Source organism: Vibrio aphrogenes (assembly GCF_002157735.2).
GTDB classification, from domain to species: Bacteria; Pseudomonadota; Gammaproteobacteria; order Enterobacterales; family Vibrionaceae; genus Vibrio; species Vibrio aphrogenes.
Window position 1 is genome coordinate 1106453 of sequence record NZ_AP018689.1, and the last position, 17210, is coordinate 1123662.

The 17210-nt window shown below is 42.8% G+C and carries 10 protein-coding genes; 7 read left to right on the forward strand and 3 right to left on the reverse strand.

The genetic code is table 11. The features are described 5' to 3' along the window. The first annotated feature begins 15 nt into the window (after positions 1 to 15). Positions 16 to 2346, forward strand: coding sequence for a peptidase U32 family protein (locus VCA1004_RS05115; RefSeq protein ID WP_086984468.1), 2331 nt, complete (start codon positions 16 to 18; stop codon positions 2344 to 2346). 241 nt (positions 2347 to 2587) lie between these two features. On the opposite strand, the gene bcsG is transcribed toward VCA1004_RS05115, so the two are convergent. From bcsG to bcsE, 3 genes are read right to left on the reverse strand one after another with little or no spacing between them, the layout of a single operon-like run. Further along, the gene (gene bcsG, locus VCA1004_RS05120) at positions 2588 to 4219 is read right to left on the reverse strand and encodes a cellulose biosynthesis protein BcsG (protein WP_232012626.1); all 1632 of its coding nucleotides are present in this window, start codon (positions 4217 to 4219) and stop codon (positions 2588 to 2590) included. A 4-nt stretch (positions 4220 to 4223) separates the two neighbouring features. Continuing rightward, entirely contained in the window at positions 4224 to 4421 is a 198-nt protein-coding gene (locus VCA1004_RS05125; protein ID WP_086984467.1) for a hypothetical protein, read from the reverse strand. Continuing rightward, positions 4418 to 5983: a cellulose biosynthesis protein BcsE gene (gene bcsE, locus VCA1004_RS05130; protein ID WP_086984466.1), complete on the reverse strand. Its 1566-nt coding sequence runs from the start codon at positions 5981 to 5983 to the stop codon at positions 4418 to 4420. Before bcsE ends, VCA1004_RS05125 begins: the two co-directional genes overlap by 4 nt. A gap of 189 nt (positions 5984 to 6172) precedes the next feature. Between bcsE and VCA1004_RS05135 the strand changes: the two genes are divergently transcribed. Genes VCA1004_RS05135 through VCA1004_RS05160 form a run of 6 tightly spaced genes read left to right on the forward strand, consistent with a single transcriptional unit; the run spans position 6173 to position 17172 of the window. Next, positions 6173 to 6397 carry a BcsR/BcsP family cellulose biosynthesis protein gene (locus tag VCA1004_RS05135; protein ID WP_086984465.1) on the forward strand — a complete coding sequence of 75 codons (225 nt, stop codon included), beginning with the start codon at positions 6173 to 6175 and terminating at the stop codon, positions 6395 to 6397. Further along, entirely contained in the window at positions 6394 to 7182 is a 789-nt protein-coding gene (bcsQ, locus tag VCA1004_RS05140) for a cellulose biosynthesis protein BcsQ (protein ID WP_086984464.1), read from the forward strand. Before VCA1004_RS05135 ends, bcsQ begins: the two co-directional genes overlap by 4 nt. Further along, positions 7175 to 9802 carry a UDP-forming cellulose synthase catalytic subunit gene (gene bcsA, locus VCA1004_RS05145; RefSeq protein WP_086984463.1) on the forward strand — a complete coding sequence of 876 codons (2628 nt, stop codon included), beginning with the start codon at positions 7175 to 7177 and terminating at the stop codon, positions 9800 to 9802. Before bcsQ ends, bcsA begins: the two co-directional genes overlap by 8 nt. Before the next feature lies 1 nt (position 9803). Beyond that, positions 9804 to 12116 (forward strand): cellulose biosynthesis cyclic di-GMP-binding regulatory protein BcsB, encoded by a 2313-nt coding sequence (gene bcsB, locus VCA1004_RS05150; protein WP_086984462.1) that lies wholly within the window; start codon positions 9804 to 9806, stop codon positions 12114 to 12116. Next, a complete protein-coding gene (gene bcsZ / locus VCA1004_RS05155) occupies positions 12116 to 13327 on the forward strand; it encodes a cellulose synthase complex periplasmic endoglucanase BcsZ (RefSeq protein WP_086984461.1) in 1212 nt (403 codons plus the stop codon). The genes bcsB and bcsZ overlap by 1 nt, the downstream gene beginning before the upstream one ends. Next, a complete protein-coding gene (locus VCA1004_RS05160) occupies positions 13315 to 17172 on the forward strand; it encodes a cellulose synthase subunit BcsC-related outer membrane protein (RefSeq protein WP_086984460.1) in 3858 nt (1285 codons plus the stop codon). The genes bcsZ and VCA1004_RS05160 overlap by 13 nt, the downstream gene beginning before the upstream one ends. The last annotated feature ends 38 nt before the right edge of the window (positions 17173 to 17210 follow it).

Below are 17210 nucleotides of genomic sequence, written 5' to 3' on the forward strand. Positions count from 1 at the left end.
TAGAGAATTTGTGTGATGACTCCAAAGATTGAATTATTAGCACCCGGTGGTGATATTGACGCGATTAAAGCGGCGATTATTGCAGGTGCTGACGCCGTTTATTGTGGCTTAGATACGTTTAATGCTCGTAACCGTGCGACCAATATTTCCTTCGATCAATTAGTGGGTGTCATCAGGCTTGCTCATCAATACGATTGCCGCATCTTTTTAACCCTTAATATTGTGATTCTAGAGAACGAATTTAAGAGTGTGGTTAAGCTATTAAATCGCTTGGTGAATACCACGCTCGATGGCGTCATCGTTCAAGATCTGGGTTTATTGTATGTCTTACGCAAATATTTCCCGACGTTGGATGTGCACGCCTCAACACAAATGACCACGCACAATGTAGGGCAAATTCCCTTCTTGAAAAAGCTGGGAGTCAGCCGCGTTAATCTCTCTCGTGAGATGAATTTACGTGAAATTACTGCCTTTGCAGCCGCGAGCCGTGAGCACGATATGCTGTTAGAAGTGTTTGTGCATGGCTCATTATGCATTGCCTTTTCAGGCTTATGTTATTCAACGTCTGCAACTGCGGGTAACTCGGGCAATCGTGGCCGTTGTAGCCAAGCATGCCGTGAAGAATATGAAACCACAGAATCGGGCAATAGCTTTCCATTAAATGTGAAAGATAATTCGGCCTTTTTTGACTTGCCAGCGTTAATTAAAGCGGGCGTTTATTCATTTAAAGTTGAAGGGCGTATCAAAGGCGCAAGCTATGTTCATACGGTTATTGACAGTTTTCGAAAGCAAATTGATGGCTATATTGAAACCGGTGAATTAACGCAAGATGGCGAGCGTTTATACAAGGTATTCAACCGTGATTTTACCAATGCATTTTTACGTGGTGATCTGAACCAATCGATGTTTATTGATAATCCACGTGATCATTCTAAAAATCACGCTATCGATAAATTGAAAGCTGAAAAAGGTGAGGCAATTTCGGTGGTAGAAATCTTTGATACCAAGAAAGAGCTGCACGCAGAGAAACAGCAAATCAATGCTACCGTAGATGAGAAAATTGCCCATCTATCCATTGATAAAATGAAACTGAAATTAGCCTTTGCGAGTCAACAAGGCGAACCATTAATGTTGACCGTGACAACGGAAACGCCTCACAGTACGTTAAGCCCTGAGTTGATAGCCGATGCACCTGCTAGCCGTGAGCAAGGCGGCGTGACCACAACCCAGATATTACGTTCAACCAGTGTGATGATGGCAAGTGAAAAACTCAGTGTTGATAAAGCGTTAATCGAAAAGCGTTTTAAAAATATCAATAATGCCGGTTATGAATTGATTGAGTTTAATGTTGATCACGTGGCCGATGGATTAAGTCTGCCGTATCGTGAAATCACAGCATTAAAAAATGAATTATTGACCTATTTAAATGCGGGAACGGCAATGATTCCTGAGGTTACTTTGCCGAAAGTGGAACGACATCCGAAGCCGGAAGGACAACCTGCTGAGTTATCGATTTTGATTTGTGATAAAGCGGATGCGTCATTAGCTGAGCTTACCGATGCGGATATTTATTTTAAATTACCGGATGCCTATAAACGTGGTTGCACTCAATTTGTCGAGTTTTTCCAACAAAATCCACGTTTGATCCCATGGTTCCCACCCGTGTTGATCGGCAAAGATTTTGATGTCGCACTCAATATTTTAGAAGAAGTGAGACCAAAACAGATTGTCACCAATAATACCGGTATTGCTTACCATGCTGATCGCTTAGGTATTGAATGGATAGCCGGGCCGATGCTCAATACCACGAACTCTTATGCCTTGCTATCATTGCAGCAAAACTTCAATTGTAGCGGGGCATTTATATCGAATGAGATCAATCGACAACAAATACGTCAGATCGCAAGGCCGAATAACTTTAAAATGATGTACAGCATTTATCATCCAATTTTATTGATGGCGAGTCGTCAGTGTTTCTTCCAGCAAAGTGTTGGTTGCCATAAACCCCGTATTGATAATGGCTGCATGTTAACTTGTGATAAAAAGACCAGTATTAAAAACTTAAAAGGCGATTCCTTCTCGATTGATAAACAAAAAGGTGGTTACCCAAGCATTTATAATCAAGATCAATTCTTGAACACCGACATTATTCGCGATTTAGGGGATTTGTTTGATGGCTTTATGATTGATTTAACTGAAATTGGTGCTGGTGGTAAAACAATGCCAGATAAAGTGACCTTGATTCAACAATTTGAAGCCTTGTTAAAGGGTGATGAATTGGCAAGTGATACCTTATTAAACCTGGTTCCAGCTTCGACGGATCAACAATATCACCGAGGGTTATAATCCTTAAAATGACCAATCAACATTGATCAATTGAGTAAGCGATTAGGAATTCTAATTATCCGCAACTGAGGTTAGTTACCGCAACCGATAGATAATGAGCTTGATTGGCATAGCCTTAACCTAAAATATTCATCTAAAAAGCCCTGATATCGTCATTGCTCGATATCAGGGCTTTTTTGGGTGGTGTTTACAGTGGGATGGCGTTTATACCAATCGCACCCTTATCCGCAGTTGAGGTTAGTTATTGAGGATATTCCTGCCAAGTTTGTCCGTCTAAAGAAACGTATGGCTTATTGTTGTATTCCATCACAGTACTTCCCGAGTTTTGCGCGACCATTTTCGTTTGTGGTAAATCGTTACTCAATGCTTTTGGATCAAAACTCCCTTTTGCATAAATATTTTGCTCGAGTAAGCGACTGATGAGAGTGGAGACAGCTAAATAGCTTGATGGCGCTGTCACATGGTAAGTATCACCATCACGTTTCATGTTAGGGCCAAATACTTTCATCGCAACCGGAGTGTGCACTATGGTGGCGGCGGGGATTTCACGCATACCAGAAATTTGCATTCTATCGCCGCGCATTCCGGCACCATGCTCAGGAACCAACATCACCACGATATTACGATTAGACTGCTTCAAGGTGTCAAAGAAAGCGTATAAATCATCTAATAAATTCTTTAAGCGATGTTTGTAGCTCACCATGCCAGTTTGGCCGCTCTCTTTGATAATGCGATTTCCATCATGTAAAGAAATCGTATTATAAAGCGCCGCTACTTTTGATTGAGGGTCTTTCTCTCGCTGAGTGAGCCAGCGATTTAACACATCTTCATCACGATAGATATTTGAACCATCAAAGGCGGCTTGGTAAGGCTCTAAGCCTGCTTTACTCATCATCGGGGCTTCAAGGTGGCCTTCTTCTTTAAGCAGGCCAGTAAAGTTATCAAATGACCCATTATGATTGAGCATGAGGTTTTCGCCGTAGCCTAATTTAGCGAGATTATCGAATAAATAACATTGCTGCTTAGGCGCATCTGAAAACAGTTCTTCATGTTGTTCTTGACCGCAACTGGCTCGCAGTAAGCGTACCAAGGCTGGGCCACTGTATGAAGTCGCGGCGCTGAAGTTATCAAACATGATATCGAATTCTTTAAATAGCGGATGATCTTCTAAGCCAGCAATTTTGATGTCATCCCAAGCCACAGAACAAATGCTTAAAAATAATAGGTCAAATGGTGCCGCTTGGGCGCTATTATCCGTAAAGGTAGAAACGCGAGTGGCTTCATTGTCAAAGAATGTTTGTTTCGCTTGGTTTAATACCGCGTCATTGACTGGGCCGCTTTCATCAACTTGACGGTTAGTAGCGGTGTTAGTTGGCGTAGAATCAGGCTTAGCTGAAACTACCTCAGTCATCGGAGCGGTCGCTTTTGGGCTAGGTAAACTGAAATAGAGCATTGCAGCGATGACAAATACCGAGATACGAAAAATACGGTTGAGAAAATAATAGGCAAAAATCAACACGACAATGGCCAGCAGATCTTGTAATGAAACAAAGCGTGATGCTAACTCCAATAAATAACTGAGTTGAAAATCCAGTAAAGACCCGATTTGACTCCACAAACGCTCAAGTGGCGGAAGGAAGGAGTCATAATGTCCTAAATAAAAAGCAATAGGGAAGGCGATAACATGGCGTAAGCTATTCAGGAGTTTGTGACGAATAGGAAGCAAGAGGTAGATCACGAAGGCAAAGTTTTCAATCGGATGAAAACCAATGGTTCCTTGTGCGAATAAAACTAATTTTATGATGAAATACAGGTTCCACCAACCCAGCCCAAGCATCATTGATTGTTGCATGATTTGATTATTTTTCTTCATATTTCTAATTCTGTTTGTCTGTCGAGTCTTGGGGTAATGTTTCTAAGTCATCAAAAACAATACGTTGAAAGTATTTTGGTTTACGGATGTAGCGTTTATAGAGCCGGAAGATAAAGCGAACCATATCCCTCAAGAAAAATCCGCATAATAGGCCAATGATCGCACTGACGCTGGCCGTCCAAAGAAAGTCATCAATATTCATAATGAAAACTCAAGTGGTTTGTGAGTGGCATAAACAAAGTCATCAGCCTGATTAGTTGGGTTATTTGCAAATAAAGACCCGGATTGAATGAGCTGCTGAGTGGCTTCATCTATGGTGACCGCATTGGTAATGATTTCGGGTAATTGAGCATGGATCCGAGATACTGTCGTAAAGATACTATGGCTATGAAACATGTCACGAATCGGGAGCTTGAAAATGTGGTTAAGCGCAATGTGCACATCATTTTCACGTACCGAAGAAAGCAACACGTAGAGCGCATCGTGACAAGCAGTAATTAAATCACCATCACGTTTGATATGACACATATTCAAGCAAGAATTGGTATTGATACCAGGAAGGAGCGAGAGCTTCACTAAAGCAAATTGTAATTGTGTTCTTTCATATTGTTGTGACAAATAATGGCAGCGACCAACAAAAACATGATTATTGACATAACCGCGATGGCCATAGTGAACATTGGTATTTAAAGCCAATAGTGCATCCATTGATTCTGGGATAGAGCAAGTTAATTTTTGCTTCTGGAGTGTCTCTAGCATGCTGAGAAAACGAGGGTAGCGCACACTAGAAGGCACAATTAAGTTAATGCCTGCACGAGATAAAAAGGCTTCATCTGAATAGCGTAAGCATTGCTGCATTTCGCGAATCACCACCTTAAATTTCAAGCCAAATTGTCGTCGGAGTCGATAGACTTGCATCGCCAAAGGATGTACTTCTTGTTGCTGATTTAAGCTCAGTACTAAGGTTGCCGCATGGAGAGTGTCGATTTCATCAAATAAGGCTTGGTTATCCTGAAACTTGACCATTGTCTGTTGACTGCTTTGATTGGAATCGATCGCCTTGGCTGAAATGTAGATAAAGTGATCGTCGCTCGAACCGACAGATTCGGGGTGCTCAGCTTTAAGAGCGTCGATATCAACCAAAAATTCTCCGTGGCTATTACGTACGACCTCGTATTCATAATTGGTGGTGATCTCTCCTTGAGAAAGCCAATAATGAATTTGATAAATATATTTATCTTGATCTGATTGATAGAGAGTACTAACCCCTAGAAAACATTTAGGGTGTTGTATCAGCCAATGATTGAGGTGGTGAATATCTTCACCAAAAATAACAACATATACAGCAAGGTTATATTTTTGCGCTATGTTATTCAGATGTGTAAAGAAAGAAATTCGCTCATTATTTTTAGAAGATAAAATAGTGCTTTCAGGTAAATAAATAATAAGACTTTTCTGTTGGGTAAAGCGGATTTTATTTAGGTCGTTTGTCAGTTTTTCTAACTTTATATTGGATTTATTTTTCTCAATAAAAAAAGATTGGCGTGTATGAAGGCTAGATTTTAATTCGTTTTTACTTTGCTGTGTTTTATTTTTAAGTAGAGATGCCAGAGATTCAAAAGAGACGATGCTTGATTTACTATCTGAATTTAAAAGAGTTTTTAGGTAATTACTCGCCATGTCTCCGTAATGAGTTGTGGTTATATAGAGTCCAGGGGCGTCGGTGACTTGATGTTTAAGCTCTAAATGATGAATACCAAACATGAACGAATTACCTAAATATTGATGATAGCAATAATATGCGGAATCAAATTAATGATTAATTATCATTGACCCAGATGTGAATGAAATCTTTGACTGGTTCCATATATGTTTATAATATATTACAGATTTTTTAAAAGAAACAGTGACTTTCATTATCAATTTATTTGATAAATTTACATATGAGTTTATATGAGCCGAGAACTGAGCAAGGACATCAGCAGTTTATTTGATGCTTATCATGTCACCGAGCCTGACTATAAAGAGCTATCTGAAAAGGAACGCTATTTTAAAGCGAAAAAAAAATGGCCCGCCTTACAAGGGTTTTCTGATTTTTCTGCTGGCGTCGCCGCCGATGCCGTTCAAGCAAGCTCACACATCATAGAGACGGATAGTGGACAAGGAAAAGCTCGATGAAGCGCATTGTAATCACAGGGATCCGTGGAGGGGTTGGTGCAACCACAGTTGCTGCTAATTTAGTCACCGCGCTGCATTCTATCGACCAACAAACTCACATTATCGATTTAAATCGAGAGAACATGATGCGTTTCCATTTTGGTATGGAACCTAAAAGTACTGACGGTTGGGCGGTCAGGTGGTTAACGGGTGAATCTTGGATGCAAGCTGGTTATCAAACCCATCGTCATATAGCGTTTGTTCCTTTTGGGCAGCTCTCAGCTAATCAATACCAACACATGCACCAAGCAGCTCAAGCTCACCCCGAGCAATTTATCGAGTGTTTTGATGTTAAAGGCCACAAGCCAGCGCAAGATAATCAGTGGCAAATACTCTTATTACCTTGCTTGCCTAGCTTAGAGGAGATGCATTTTTCATTAATTGAGCGAGCAGATTTGGTGGTATGTGTCGTTAGGCCTGATATTCAAAGCTATTCCTTACTTGAGCAAAGCCCTTGCTTTCAAAAATTAACTCAAGTGGCGCAACCTAAATTACTACTCAATCAATGCCAACCTTCCAGTGAGATTAACCGAGATCTTCAATTAGTCATGCAATATGAATTTGAAGCGCAGTTGATCCCTGTTTTGATGCACACCGATACGGCCGTTTCAGAAGCGATTGCGAATCTTCAATCGGTTTTAGAGTCATCGCCCTACAGTCAAGCGGCGCAGGATTACCATGCTTTAGCTTTTTGGTGTTTATCGTATTTAAATCAGAATCGCTCATTGGAAACGCCACATGTTTAGTTGGTTGAAGTTTTTCTTTCAGCCTACCTTGGTGATGCAATTTCGTCATCAACTGAGCTTTTATGCTGGAGAGCTTCCAGCGTCTAAGTGGGGTAAGTTATTCCTTTCAGTGTGGTTTGTATTGGCCTTTATACTGCTTAAGCCCACAGTGTTTGGTAAGAAAAGTTGGCAACTGCCGTACTTTTTATTTCCTCATATCGATTTCGCTCGTCCATCTTTTTTAGATCCGGTTCGCTTTCTTATTCAAGCCTTGTGGGTACTGCTGATACAACAAGCACCTTCAGTCAAATCAGGCGGAGGAATGAAAGCCTTTTTTATGCGCGTATTTGCCAAAGTGAAATATGTTTTTTATTTACCGGTGAACTTGGTTGGGAAATGGACCCATTGGTTAGAACAAAAAGCGGAACAATTGGCTTATGCAACGTCTACAACCTTAAACCCTTCGTTAAATAAGGCTGCCAGTAAAAGCAAGCTTAGTCGCAGCATTAATCTATTGTTGCTCGCTTTTACGATCGCTTTGGCTATTTTTTGTTTTACGGTGCCGTTTAGCTTGATGGCGCAAGCCTTTTTCGTGGTCGTATTATGGGCGATTTCAATGATGTTTCGTAAAATATCCGGTCGTTTTGCGACGATGTTGATGATCGTACTTTCTGTGACGGTATCGTGCCGTTATTTGTGGTGGCGAGTGACCTCAACCCTTAATTATGATGACTCTTTGGCTCTATTGTTAGGGGTGATTTTATTAATTGCTGAGATTTATTCTTGGATCGTGTTAATGCTGGGGTATTTTCAAAATATTTGGCCATTGAAACGTAAGCCAGTAGCACTGCCTGAAAATGAACAAGATTGGCCGACGATTGATCTGATGATCCCTACCTATAATGAAGATCTGGATGTGGTGCGTGCTACTGTGTATGCCGCATTAGGTGTCGATTGGCCTAGCGACAAACTGAACATTTATATTTTGGATGATGGTAAGCGGGACAGTTTTCGTGATTTTGCTAAAGAAGCTGGAGTGGGCTATATCCGACGGCCACTGAATAATCATGCCAAAGCCGGCAATATAAATTATGCATTGCAACGAACCTCGGGCGAATATGTTGCCATTTTCGATTGTGACCATATTCCGACACGCGCGTTTTTCCAACTCAGCATGGGTTGGTTTATTAAAGATCCTAAATTAGCGATGATTCAAACGCCGCATCACTTTTTCTCGCCAGACCCATTTGAGCGAAACTTGTCTAACTTTCGGGATGTCCCCAACGAAGGGAATTTGTTTTATGGCTTAATCCAAGATGGCAATGATTTATGGGACAGTACGTTTTTCTGCGGATCGTGTGCCGTTATCCGCCGAGAACCTTTAGAAGCTGTTGGTGGGATTGCGGTCGAAACGGTTACGGAAGATGCACATACCTCGTTGCGTATGCACCGTTTAGGTTATCGTTCCGCCTACTTACGAAAGCCGTTATCAGCGGGTTTAGCCACCGAAACCTTATCGGCTCATATTGGGCAGAGGATTCGCTGGGCACGAGGAATGGCGCAAATATTTCGTGTCGATAATCCTTTTACGGGCAAAGGATTAAAGTGGCAACAACGCCTATGTTATGCCAATGCGATGCTGCACTTTTTATCAGGGATTCCGCGTATTGTCTATTTACTCGCGCCATTAGCCTTTTTAATTTTGCATACTTACATCATTTTTGCCCCAGCCTTAGCGATTATCTTGTATGTCCTTCCACACATGGTGCATTCCAGTATGACCAACTCACGTATGCAAGGAGATTATCGCCATTCTTTCTGGGGAGAGGTGTATGAGACTGTGTTGTCTTGGTATATCGCTCGCCCGACGACGGTGGCCTTATTTGCACCGCATAAAGGAACCTTCAATGTAACCGCAAAAGGCGGGTTGATTGAAAAAGAGCACTACGATTGGAGTATTTCTACCCCTTATATTGCCTTAGTCGCTTTGAATGTGTTGGGGGTGGGTTTTGGTATTTATCGTCTTTTTTATGGCCCAACTGACGAACTCAGCAGTGTCGCCGTGAACTTATTTTGGGTGCTCTATAATTTATTGATTCTCGGTGGTGCGGTTGCGGTGGCAGAAGAAGCCAAACAGGTGCGAAAAAATCACCGTGTCAATGTTGAAATCCCGATGAGTTTAACGCTCAAATCTGGTCACATGATCCGATGCATCATGAAAGATTTTTCATTAGGTGGTATTCGAGTTGAGCTGCCTGAAACAGCTCATTTGCAATATGGCCACGAGCTTGATGTCGTGCTGCAACGTGGTGAGCAATCGTATGTCTTTCCAATGAAAGTGGTTTATAGCCATGAAAAGTTACTTGGCTTACAACTGTTGGAATTAGGAACACAGCAACAAATTGATTACGTTCAATGTACCTTTGCACGTGCGGATACTTGGGCGCAATGGCAAAGTGATTTTAAACGGGATAAACCCTTACTCAGTATGTATCGGGTGTTACAAATAGGGGCCGAAGGGTATCGTCGAATCTTATTTAATGGCCCTATTTTCATTCAGAAGGTTAGCCAAGCCGTGGTGAACATTTGGCATGTTATTTATTCATTAAAACCACAAAATGCACAATTAAAGAGCGAATAATATGTGGATGAACAATAAAGTTAAAATGCTTGCTTATACGGTAAGCTTGGGATGCGGAAGTGCATTATTTTTTAACCCTGCTATCGCAGCAGATTCATCGCCTTTGCAGACGAATCCCACAGTTAGTGCGGTGATGAAAAGTACGCCGAAAGTGTCGCCTAAAGTGGAAGAGCGTGTGCTCAAATTTAATCAATTAGGCTATCCCGGTTCTATCCTCATGCAAGGAAGCGAAAGTCAGGTGTATGTGGGATTTGGTTCTCGGTTAGACGAAATCATTTCACAAGCGACGTTATCGTTTGATTTTATTCCTTCACCGGCCTTGCTATCGGTGGTGTCGCATATGAAGGTGTATTTTAATAATGAGCTAATGGGGGTGGTGTCAATTACCGATGGAACGCAAGGTCAGCGCGTAAAAGCGACCATTCCTCTTGATGCTCGTCTATTTAGTAATTATAACCAGTTGCGTTTTGAGCTAATCGGTAATGCCACTCAAACCTGTCAAGATCCCAACCATGTCAGTATTTGGGCGGAAATTAGTCAAGAAAGCCAGATCGCCCTCAAAGTCCAAAAAACACAACTTAATAATGACTTAAGTTTATTGCCTGCGCCTTTCTTTGATGAGCGCGATACCAACCCGTTAACTCTGCCAATGGTGATGGGAAAACACATTGATTTAGGTGAAGTCAAAGCCGCGGGAATTGCGTCTTCGTATTTTGGCTCTTTAGCGCAGTGGCGTAAAACCAGTTTCCCTGTGATACAAGATGAAGCGCCCGATAGCAATGCGATTGTATTTGTAACCAATGACAATAAACCGGAATTTTTAAAAGATTACCCCGATGCCGATGGGCCTTATTTACAAGTTATTTCTCATCCAACTAAGCCCTATGTGAAGCTATTGGTTATCAGTGGTCGTGATAGTGAAGACTTAACCCAAGCAGTGAAAGGCTTGGCATTTGGTCAACATTTATTCACCGGGCCAATTGCAAAAGTGACGCGCATGGCGCAAATTGAACCACGTCAGCCTTATGATGCGCCTAATTGGATCAGTACCTCACGGCCGGTTGCCTTGTCGGAAATGGTGAAAGATCAAAATAGTTTGCAAGTAGAAGGGCAAACACCACCGCCGATGTCGGTCAGTTTCCGCTTACCACCGGATCTCTTTACTTGGCAAAGCCGTGGGATCCCGTTTGATTTGTCTTATCGATATTCGCCGCCTCAAACCGACAATTCAGGCTCTCGCATGAGCTTGAGTATTAATAATCAGTTTGTGCAAGCTTTTAACCTCAATACTCAAGGTGAATCAAGCCATGAAACCCGCCTACGTGTGCCTTTATTAGATGACGGAGTATTGGGCTCTGGTGATAAAATTCGTATTCCCGCTTTTAAAGTCGGAAGCCGTAATGATTTAAAATTTGAGTTTGGTTTTTCTTCATCGACAGCGGGTACAGCAAGCTGTCAAAGTTCTCAACCGAGTAAGCAATACGCCACCATTGATGGCAATTCAAAAATCGACTTTTCAGGCTTCCCTCATTATATCGAGATGCCGAATATGCGGGCCTTTGCCAACTCAGGCTTTCCTTTCACACGGATGGCGGATTTATCCGATACTGTAGCGGTGTTACCTGAGAAGCCTAGCGTATCGGAAGTGGAAACCTTTATTGATTTGATGGGAAAATTTGGTGCCGATACTGGGTATCCTGCGGTCAATGTCGAGGTTACGGGTGTTTGGTCACAAAAGACATTGCAAGATAAAGACATCTTAGCGATTGGGGTGATGCCTGATCTTAAAGATGTTTCGAAGCAATACACGCCAAATATGCTGCTTAATGATGGACGCCGTTTCAGTCAATTACCAAGCAAAAATGAAAAGCAGCAAGGTAAAAATTGGGTTGAGCCTTCAAGTCAAGAATCGCAGCCTGCTGATATGGTTGAGATGGCGGTGAAAGGTAACTTTGCGGCAATCACCAGTCAGCAATCGCCATACAGCCCACAGCGTACAGTGGTGAATATCTTAGCCGATTCTCCGCAATCTTTAGGTTTGGTTAATAAAGCGTTGAACGATTCAGGCAAAGTAGAAGCCATGTTTGGTTCAGTGGTAGCGATTCGAGACAACAGTGTCGCTAGCTTCAACGTGGGTGAGCATTACTATGTGGGCAGCTTACCGGTATGGCAGTTGATTATGTATCATTTTTCGCAACGTCCTGAGCTGATGGCTTTAGCATCACTATTATTAATGGTGTTAGTCACTGTGACCTTATGGCGAGTATTACGCCGCATTGCTAGCCGACGACTTGAAGAGAAGGATGAAGACTAATGAAATGCTCAAATAAGTTATTGGTGGGCGTGTTAATGAGTGCCTTTGCTGCACAAGCGAGCTCACAAGCTGTCAATGAGTCAGCAACGGCTGCGGATATTCCGTCTCATAGCGCATCAGCTAGCCAAGAGGTTCAATCTTCTCTTACGAGTACTCAATGTCAGTGGCCTTTGTGGCAGAGTTTTAAACAGCATTATGTCAAAGAGGGGCGAGTTATTGATGACAGCGATCCAAGAAATATTACTACCTCAGAAGGGCAATCATACGGTTTATTCTTTGCGTTAATTGCCAATGATCAAGCCATGTTTGATCAAATGCTGACTTGGACAGAGCAGAACTTATCTGGAGGAGATTTGACGGCGCGCTTACCCGCTTGGTTATGGGGAACATTACCTAATGGTGGGCAAGGGGTATTAGATGCCAATACCGCGTCAGATTCAGATCTATGGATTGCCTATAGCTTGGTTGAAGCTGGGCGTTTATGGAACAACTATTATTATCAAACGTTGGGTCATTTACTTGCGGCGCGCATTCTAAAAGAAGAGACCACGCATGTAGACAATTACGGTACGGTGCTGCTACCTGGGCGTGAAGGCTTTTTGTTAGGAGAGCAGCATGTGCGTTTAAATCCTAGTTATGTGCCATTGCAATTATTGCTTCGAATGCAAAATCTCTATCCTGATTATCAATGGCAAGCACTAATAAACAGCAGCGATAAATTATTATTAGAGAGTATGCCTGAAGGCTTTAGCCCCGATTGGGTAGAAATGACGCCACTTGGTTTACAAACCGATGAAGCGACAGAAAGTATAGGCAGCTATAACGCCATACGAACCTATTTGTGGGCTGGGATGTTGCCAGATGGTAGCCCTTATAAAAAGCTATTGATCACAAAAATGCAGCCATTGGTTGAGCTTGTTAAGCGTACTAACGTGGTGCCTGAAACCGTTGAAGTTACGACAGGACGCTATAAAGGTGAGGCGGGTATTGGGTTAACGGCTGCGATCATTCCATTATTACACGCTGCCGGTGAGCAGGATTTAGCACAACAATTGGCTTTGCAAACGCAGGAAAATATCTCTCATATTGAACAGAGTCGTTATTATCAAAGTGTTTTAACCTTATTTGCTCTGGGCTGGCATCAGGGGCGTTTTCAATTTGATGATACTGGCAAAGTGACACCGAATTGGGTGACGGCATGTCAAGAATAAGACAACCTTTGGATAACGGCCCATTTAGGCTTAGTCATTTACCGTGGTTGGGCTCATCGCGTGCCGTATTAGTATCAGCTATGATAATGGCGAGTCTTGGGCATCTTAACTCCGTACAGGCGGCAGACTCTGTGTCCGCTTCGGTGATCAGCTACCAGACGTTTCATTTTAATTCCGATTTATCGGCAGTGAACTCAGAGCAATGGTTAGTCAATCAACTGACTTATGCTCAACTGCTGCATCGCCCTGATATTACTCAAGCAACACTGGAACGTCTGTTTGCGATTTCGCCCAATAACCTGGCGGGATTAAAATTTCAAGCCATGTATTTTGTAGATATAAAGCAGCTCGATCTCGCTCAGGCCATTTTAAAAACCATGCAATCTCAAGCGCCGAAAGCGAAAGAGACGTTGCAATTGGCCACTTTTTTATCTATTTATTCCACACATCGTCAAGACTATCAGCAAGCACAGCTGTTAGCTCGGGCTGGTCGTCCGGCGGAGTCTTTGCGGCTTTATGACAAGATTTTCCCACAGGGTATGCCGACCTTAGCATTACAATTGGAGTATTTATCGGTTAAAGATAGAGATCCAAGTTATTGGCAACAAGTGCAAGATGGCTTAGTTCAATTAAATCAAGACTATCCTGGAGTGCCTGATTTTCAACTTGCATGGGCTCGACATACATTAGATGGTAACGCTCAAGATCCTGCTGCGTTAGCCATGGTGCAACAATTAACCTTAAACCCGCTCACCAGTGGAACGGCGGCTAAGCTTTGGCTCTCAAATTTAAATGAGCAATATATTACCGAAGACGTGGTCAAACAATACGCCATTTTATCGAGTTATATGACAGGTAACCAAGAGTATTCGAATGCGTATCTTGATGCTCAAAAAAGGTTACAACAGGAACAACAACGTTTAACCGATCCCACTTACCGCGATAAGTTAGAGGGTCTGGCTTTAGTCGATGCCGACCGTTATATCGCCGCAGAGCCGAAATTGTTAAGCGCCCTGTCTACTCGTCCTAAAGATCCTGACATTCTCGGTGGGTTAGGTTTTGTGTACATGAAAACCGGCCGACAAGCCACAGCAGTCGATTATTTTAAGCAAGCGAAACTTTATGACACTAATGTGCGCTCAGCCGATAAATGGGATACCTTAATCGCAGAATCGGCTTATTGGGCCAATTTAGATCAAGGCGATAGGTTCTTGTCAAAAGGCCAATACGCTCAAGCGCAGACATCGTACCAAGCGGCGGTGACACTCAAGCCCGAATCGCCGTATGCTTATAATTCATTAGCCGAACTTGCCGCTTTGCAAACCTCTTATGCTCAATCGGATCGCTATTATAAACAAGCGTTACAACATGACTCTGTTAATGAAACGGCATTGCGCGGACGAATTGATAACCAAATTCAACAACATGGTGATCAAGCGGCTTATCGCTTTAGTCAAGGCTACACAGCCGCTCAGCGTAAAGTGGTTCAAGATAAAATCAATGCCTTACGCACGACGATATTATTGGCCGACGTTCAGCAAGCGATCACGATAGGGGATAAGCAAGCCGCAACCCAGAAAATCAATCAATTATTAGTCAATCCACCGAGCTCGCCTTGGGATAGGGCCGCGATTGCCGATGCGTTACAAACAACAGGTGATCCTACGCGGGCCAATCGCCTAATGAAGCAATGGTCACAAGACAAAACTCAATGGGCGCAAGGTCAAGAGGCAGAAATGCAATTTGCTTATGCCTTGTATTTATCGCGTTATGGTCAAACCCAACAAGCAATTGCAGTATTAGATGCCATTCCGGCCACTCAACGTACGTTGTCCATGAACAACAACTTGGTTCGTTTAAAAAGCGATCTGGAATTTCAACAATTATCGTTATTGATGGAAAGCGATCCTGATGCCGCAAAACGCAAAATTGATCAATTATTGTTGGCTTATCAAGGTGATCCACAAGCTGAAGTCCAGCTTATTACCATGGAATACCAGCTTGGCTTTGAAGATCAAGCAAGAGAGGCAGCTAAGCGGCTTACTCCTGATACGACCTGGTCTTATGCCACTCAATTAGACTATGGCCGTTTGTTGCTGAGCTTACAAAATGAGTCACAATTTGAAGCATGGCAAACTCAATTAGCCGAGCCAAGTGGGACACCGGATGAGGTTGCGGCCTATCGTCAGCAACGCGACATGTTGTTGGCCGAATATGCGCTTTCTCAACAAGATTATCAAACCGCAGAGTCGCTTTATCGACCGATTGCTGCCGGAAAAAGTGACGACGCCATTACCGCTCAATTTGCGTTAATTGATATTTATAAAGTCACAGGAAATACCGCAGCAACACAAGCGCTTGTTCAACAGATTTATCAGCAGCGCAATGGATTAACTGGTTATCAAAGCGCAGAGTTAGCGAGTGTCTTAAATGAAGTTGGGCAACCTCAACAAGCGTTAGAGTTAAGCCAACAAACCTTGACAAAAGCTGATGCTGGCGCGATCGATTTTCGCACTAGCATGAATGTGGCGATGGAGAATCAAGATTATTCCTTAGCCCAGTCTTTGGCTTATCGATCGTTGCTGAGTGAGCAAACCGCTAAGCAGCAACAAGAGCAATATCAGCCACAACGAGAACAAGAGCAACAAGAACTAGGTCCGCAACAACAAGATTTACGTCAACTGTACGATGACGCTGATGATAATTGGCTGACCCGAGGGGTTAAATCCGATATTGATCATATTAATGCTCGCCATGATGGTTACATTGAATTTGGGCTTGATTACAGTGGCCGTGATAGTGAAAACAACGCCATTCAAATTCCAGTTGAAATCAGCATCCCCATGCCCAAATACGAGGGACATTTATTGATTCGTACCGATCTTGTGTGGTTAGACTCGGGAGACTTGACCTATTTTGATAAAGACAAAGGCTATGGCAGCGATACCACATTCAATGCGCAATCACAGGGTGTGGAATTGGGGGTTGGCTGGCAAGCGGCAACGTGGTCGGCGGATATAGGTACCACACCTATAGGCTTTGATTCACAAACTTGGGTCGGAGGGCTTAATTTATCGGGTGATCTTGGTGATTTTGGTTGGAAAGCCACGTTATCCCGACGCTCCGAAACCAGCAGCTCTTTATCGTTTGGTGGGATGGAGGTGCCGGAGATCGATTTAGATGATGCCGGTGAGCGTCTTAAAGCCGACAGTACTCATACTGGTGAGCATTGGGGGAATGTCATGAGCACTGGAGTGAAGTTAGGTGCCAGTTATGATGTGGGTGGGCCAGTTGGGTTTTGGTCAAGCTTACAATATCATTATCTGGATGGGGTTAACGTCGAGGACAATACCCGCCTAGCCTTACTTGGAGGCAGCTATTGGAAACTCATTTCAGAGACAGACCGCAACTTGAGTGTGGGCCTCAATGCCATGTATTTTCATTATGATAAAAACTTAAGTGAATACGCTTATGGTTATGGCGGCTACTACAGTCCACAACAGTATTTTTCGCTGTCATTGCCAGTCAACTGGTATCAACGGCTAGGAAAAGATTTTTCTTATGTGCTCAGAGGCTCAGTGTCTAATTCATGGTCACAAGAAGATGCGTTATATGGCGCAGTAGGCAGCGCTGATAGTGGTGGGGGCTTTGGTTATTCATTAGAAGCGGCAATGGAAAAACGCGTAAGTAAGCATTGGTATATTGGCTTGGCAATGGATATTCAACGCTCGGATTTTTATGAGCCAAATCATGGCTTATTGTATGCTCGATATACATTCAGCGATCGTTGGCAGCCGGTTGAAATGCCTGTCAATCCACTGACTTTATACGCAGATTTTGATTAAATTAAGAGTAGTTTAAGTTAAGAGTAGTCTATAAGGAT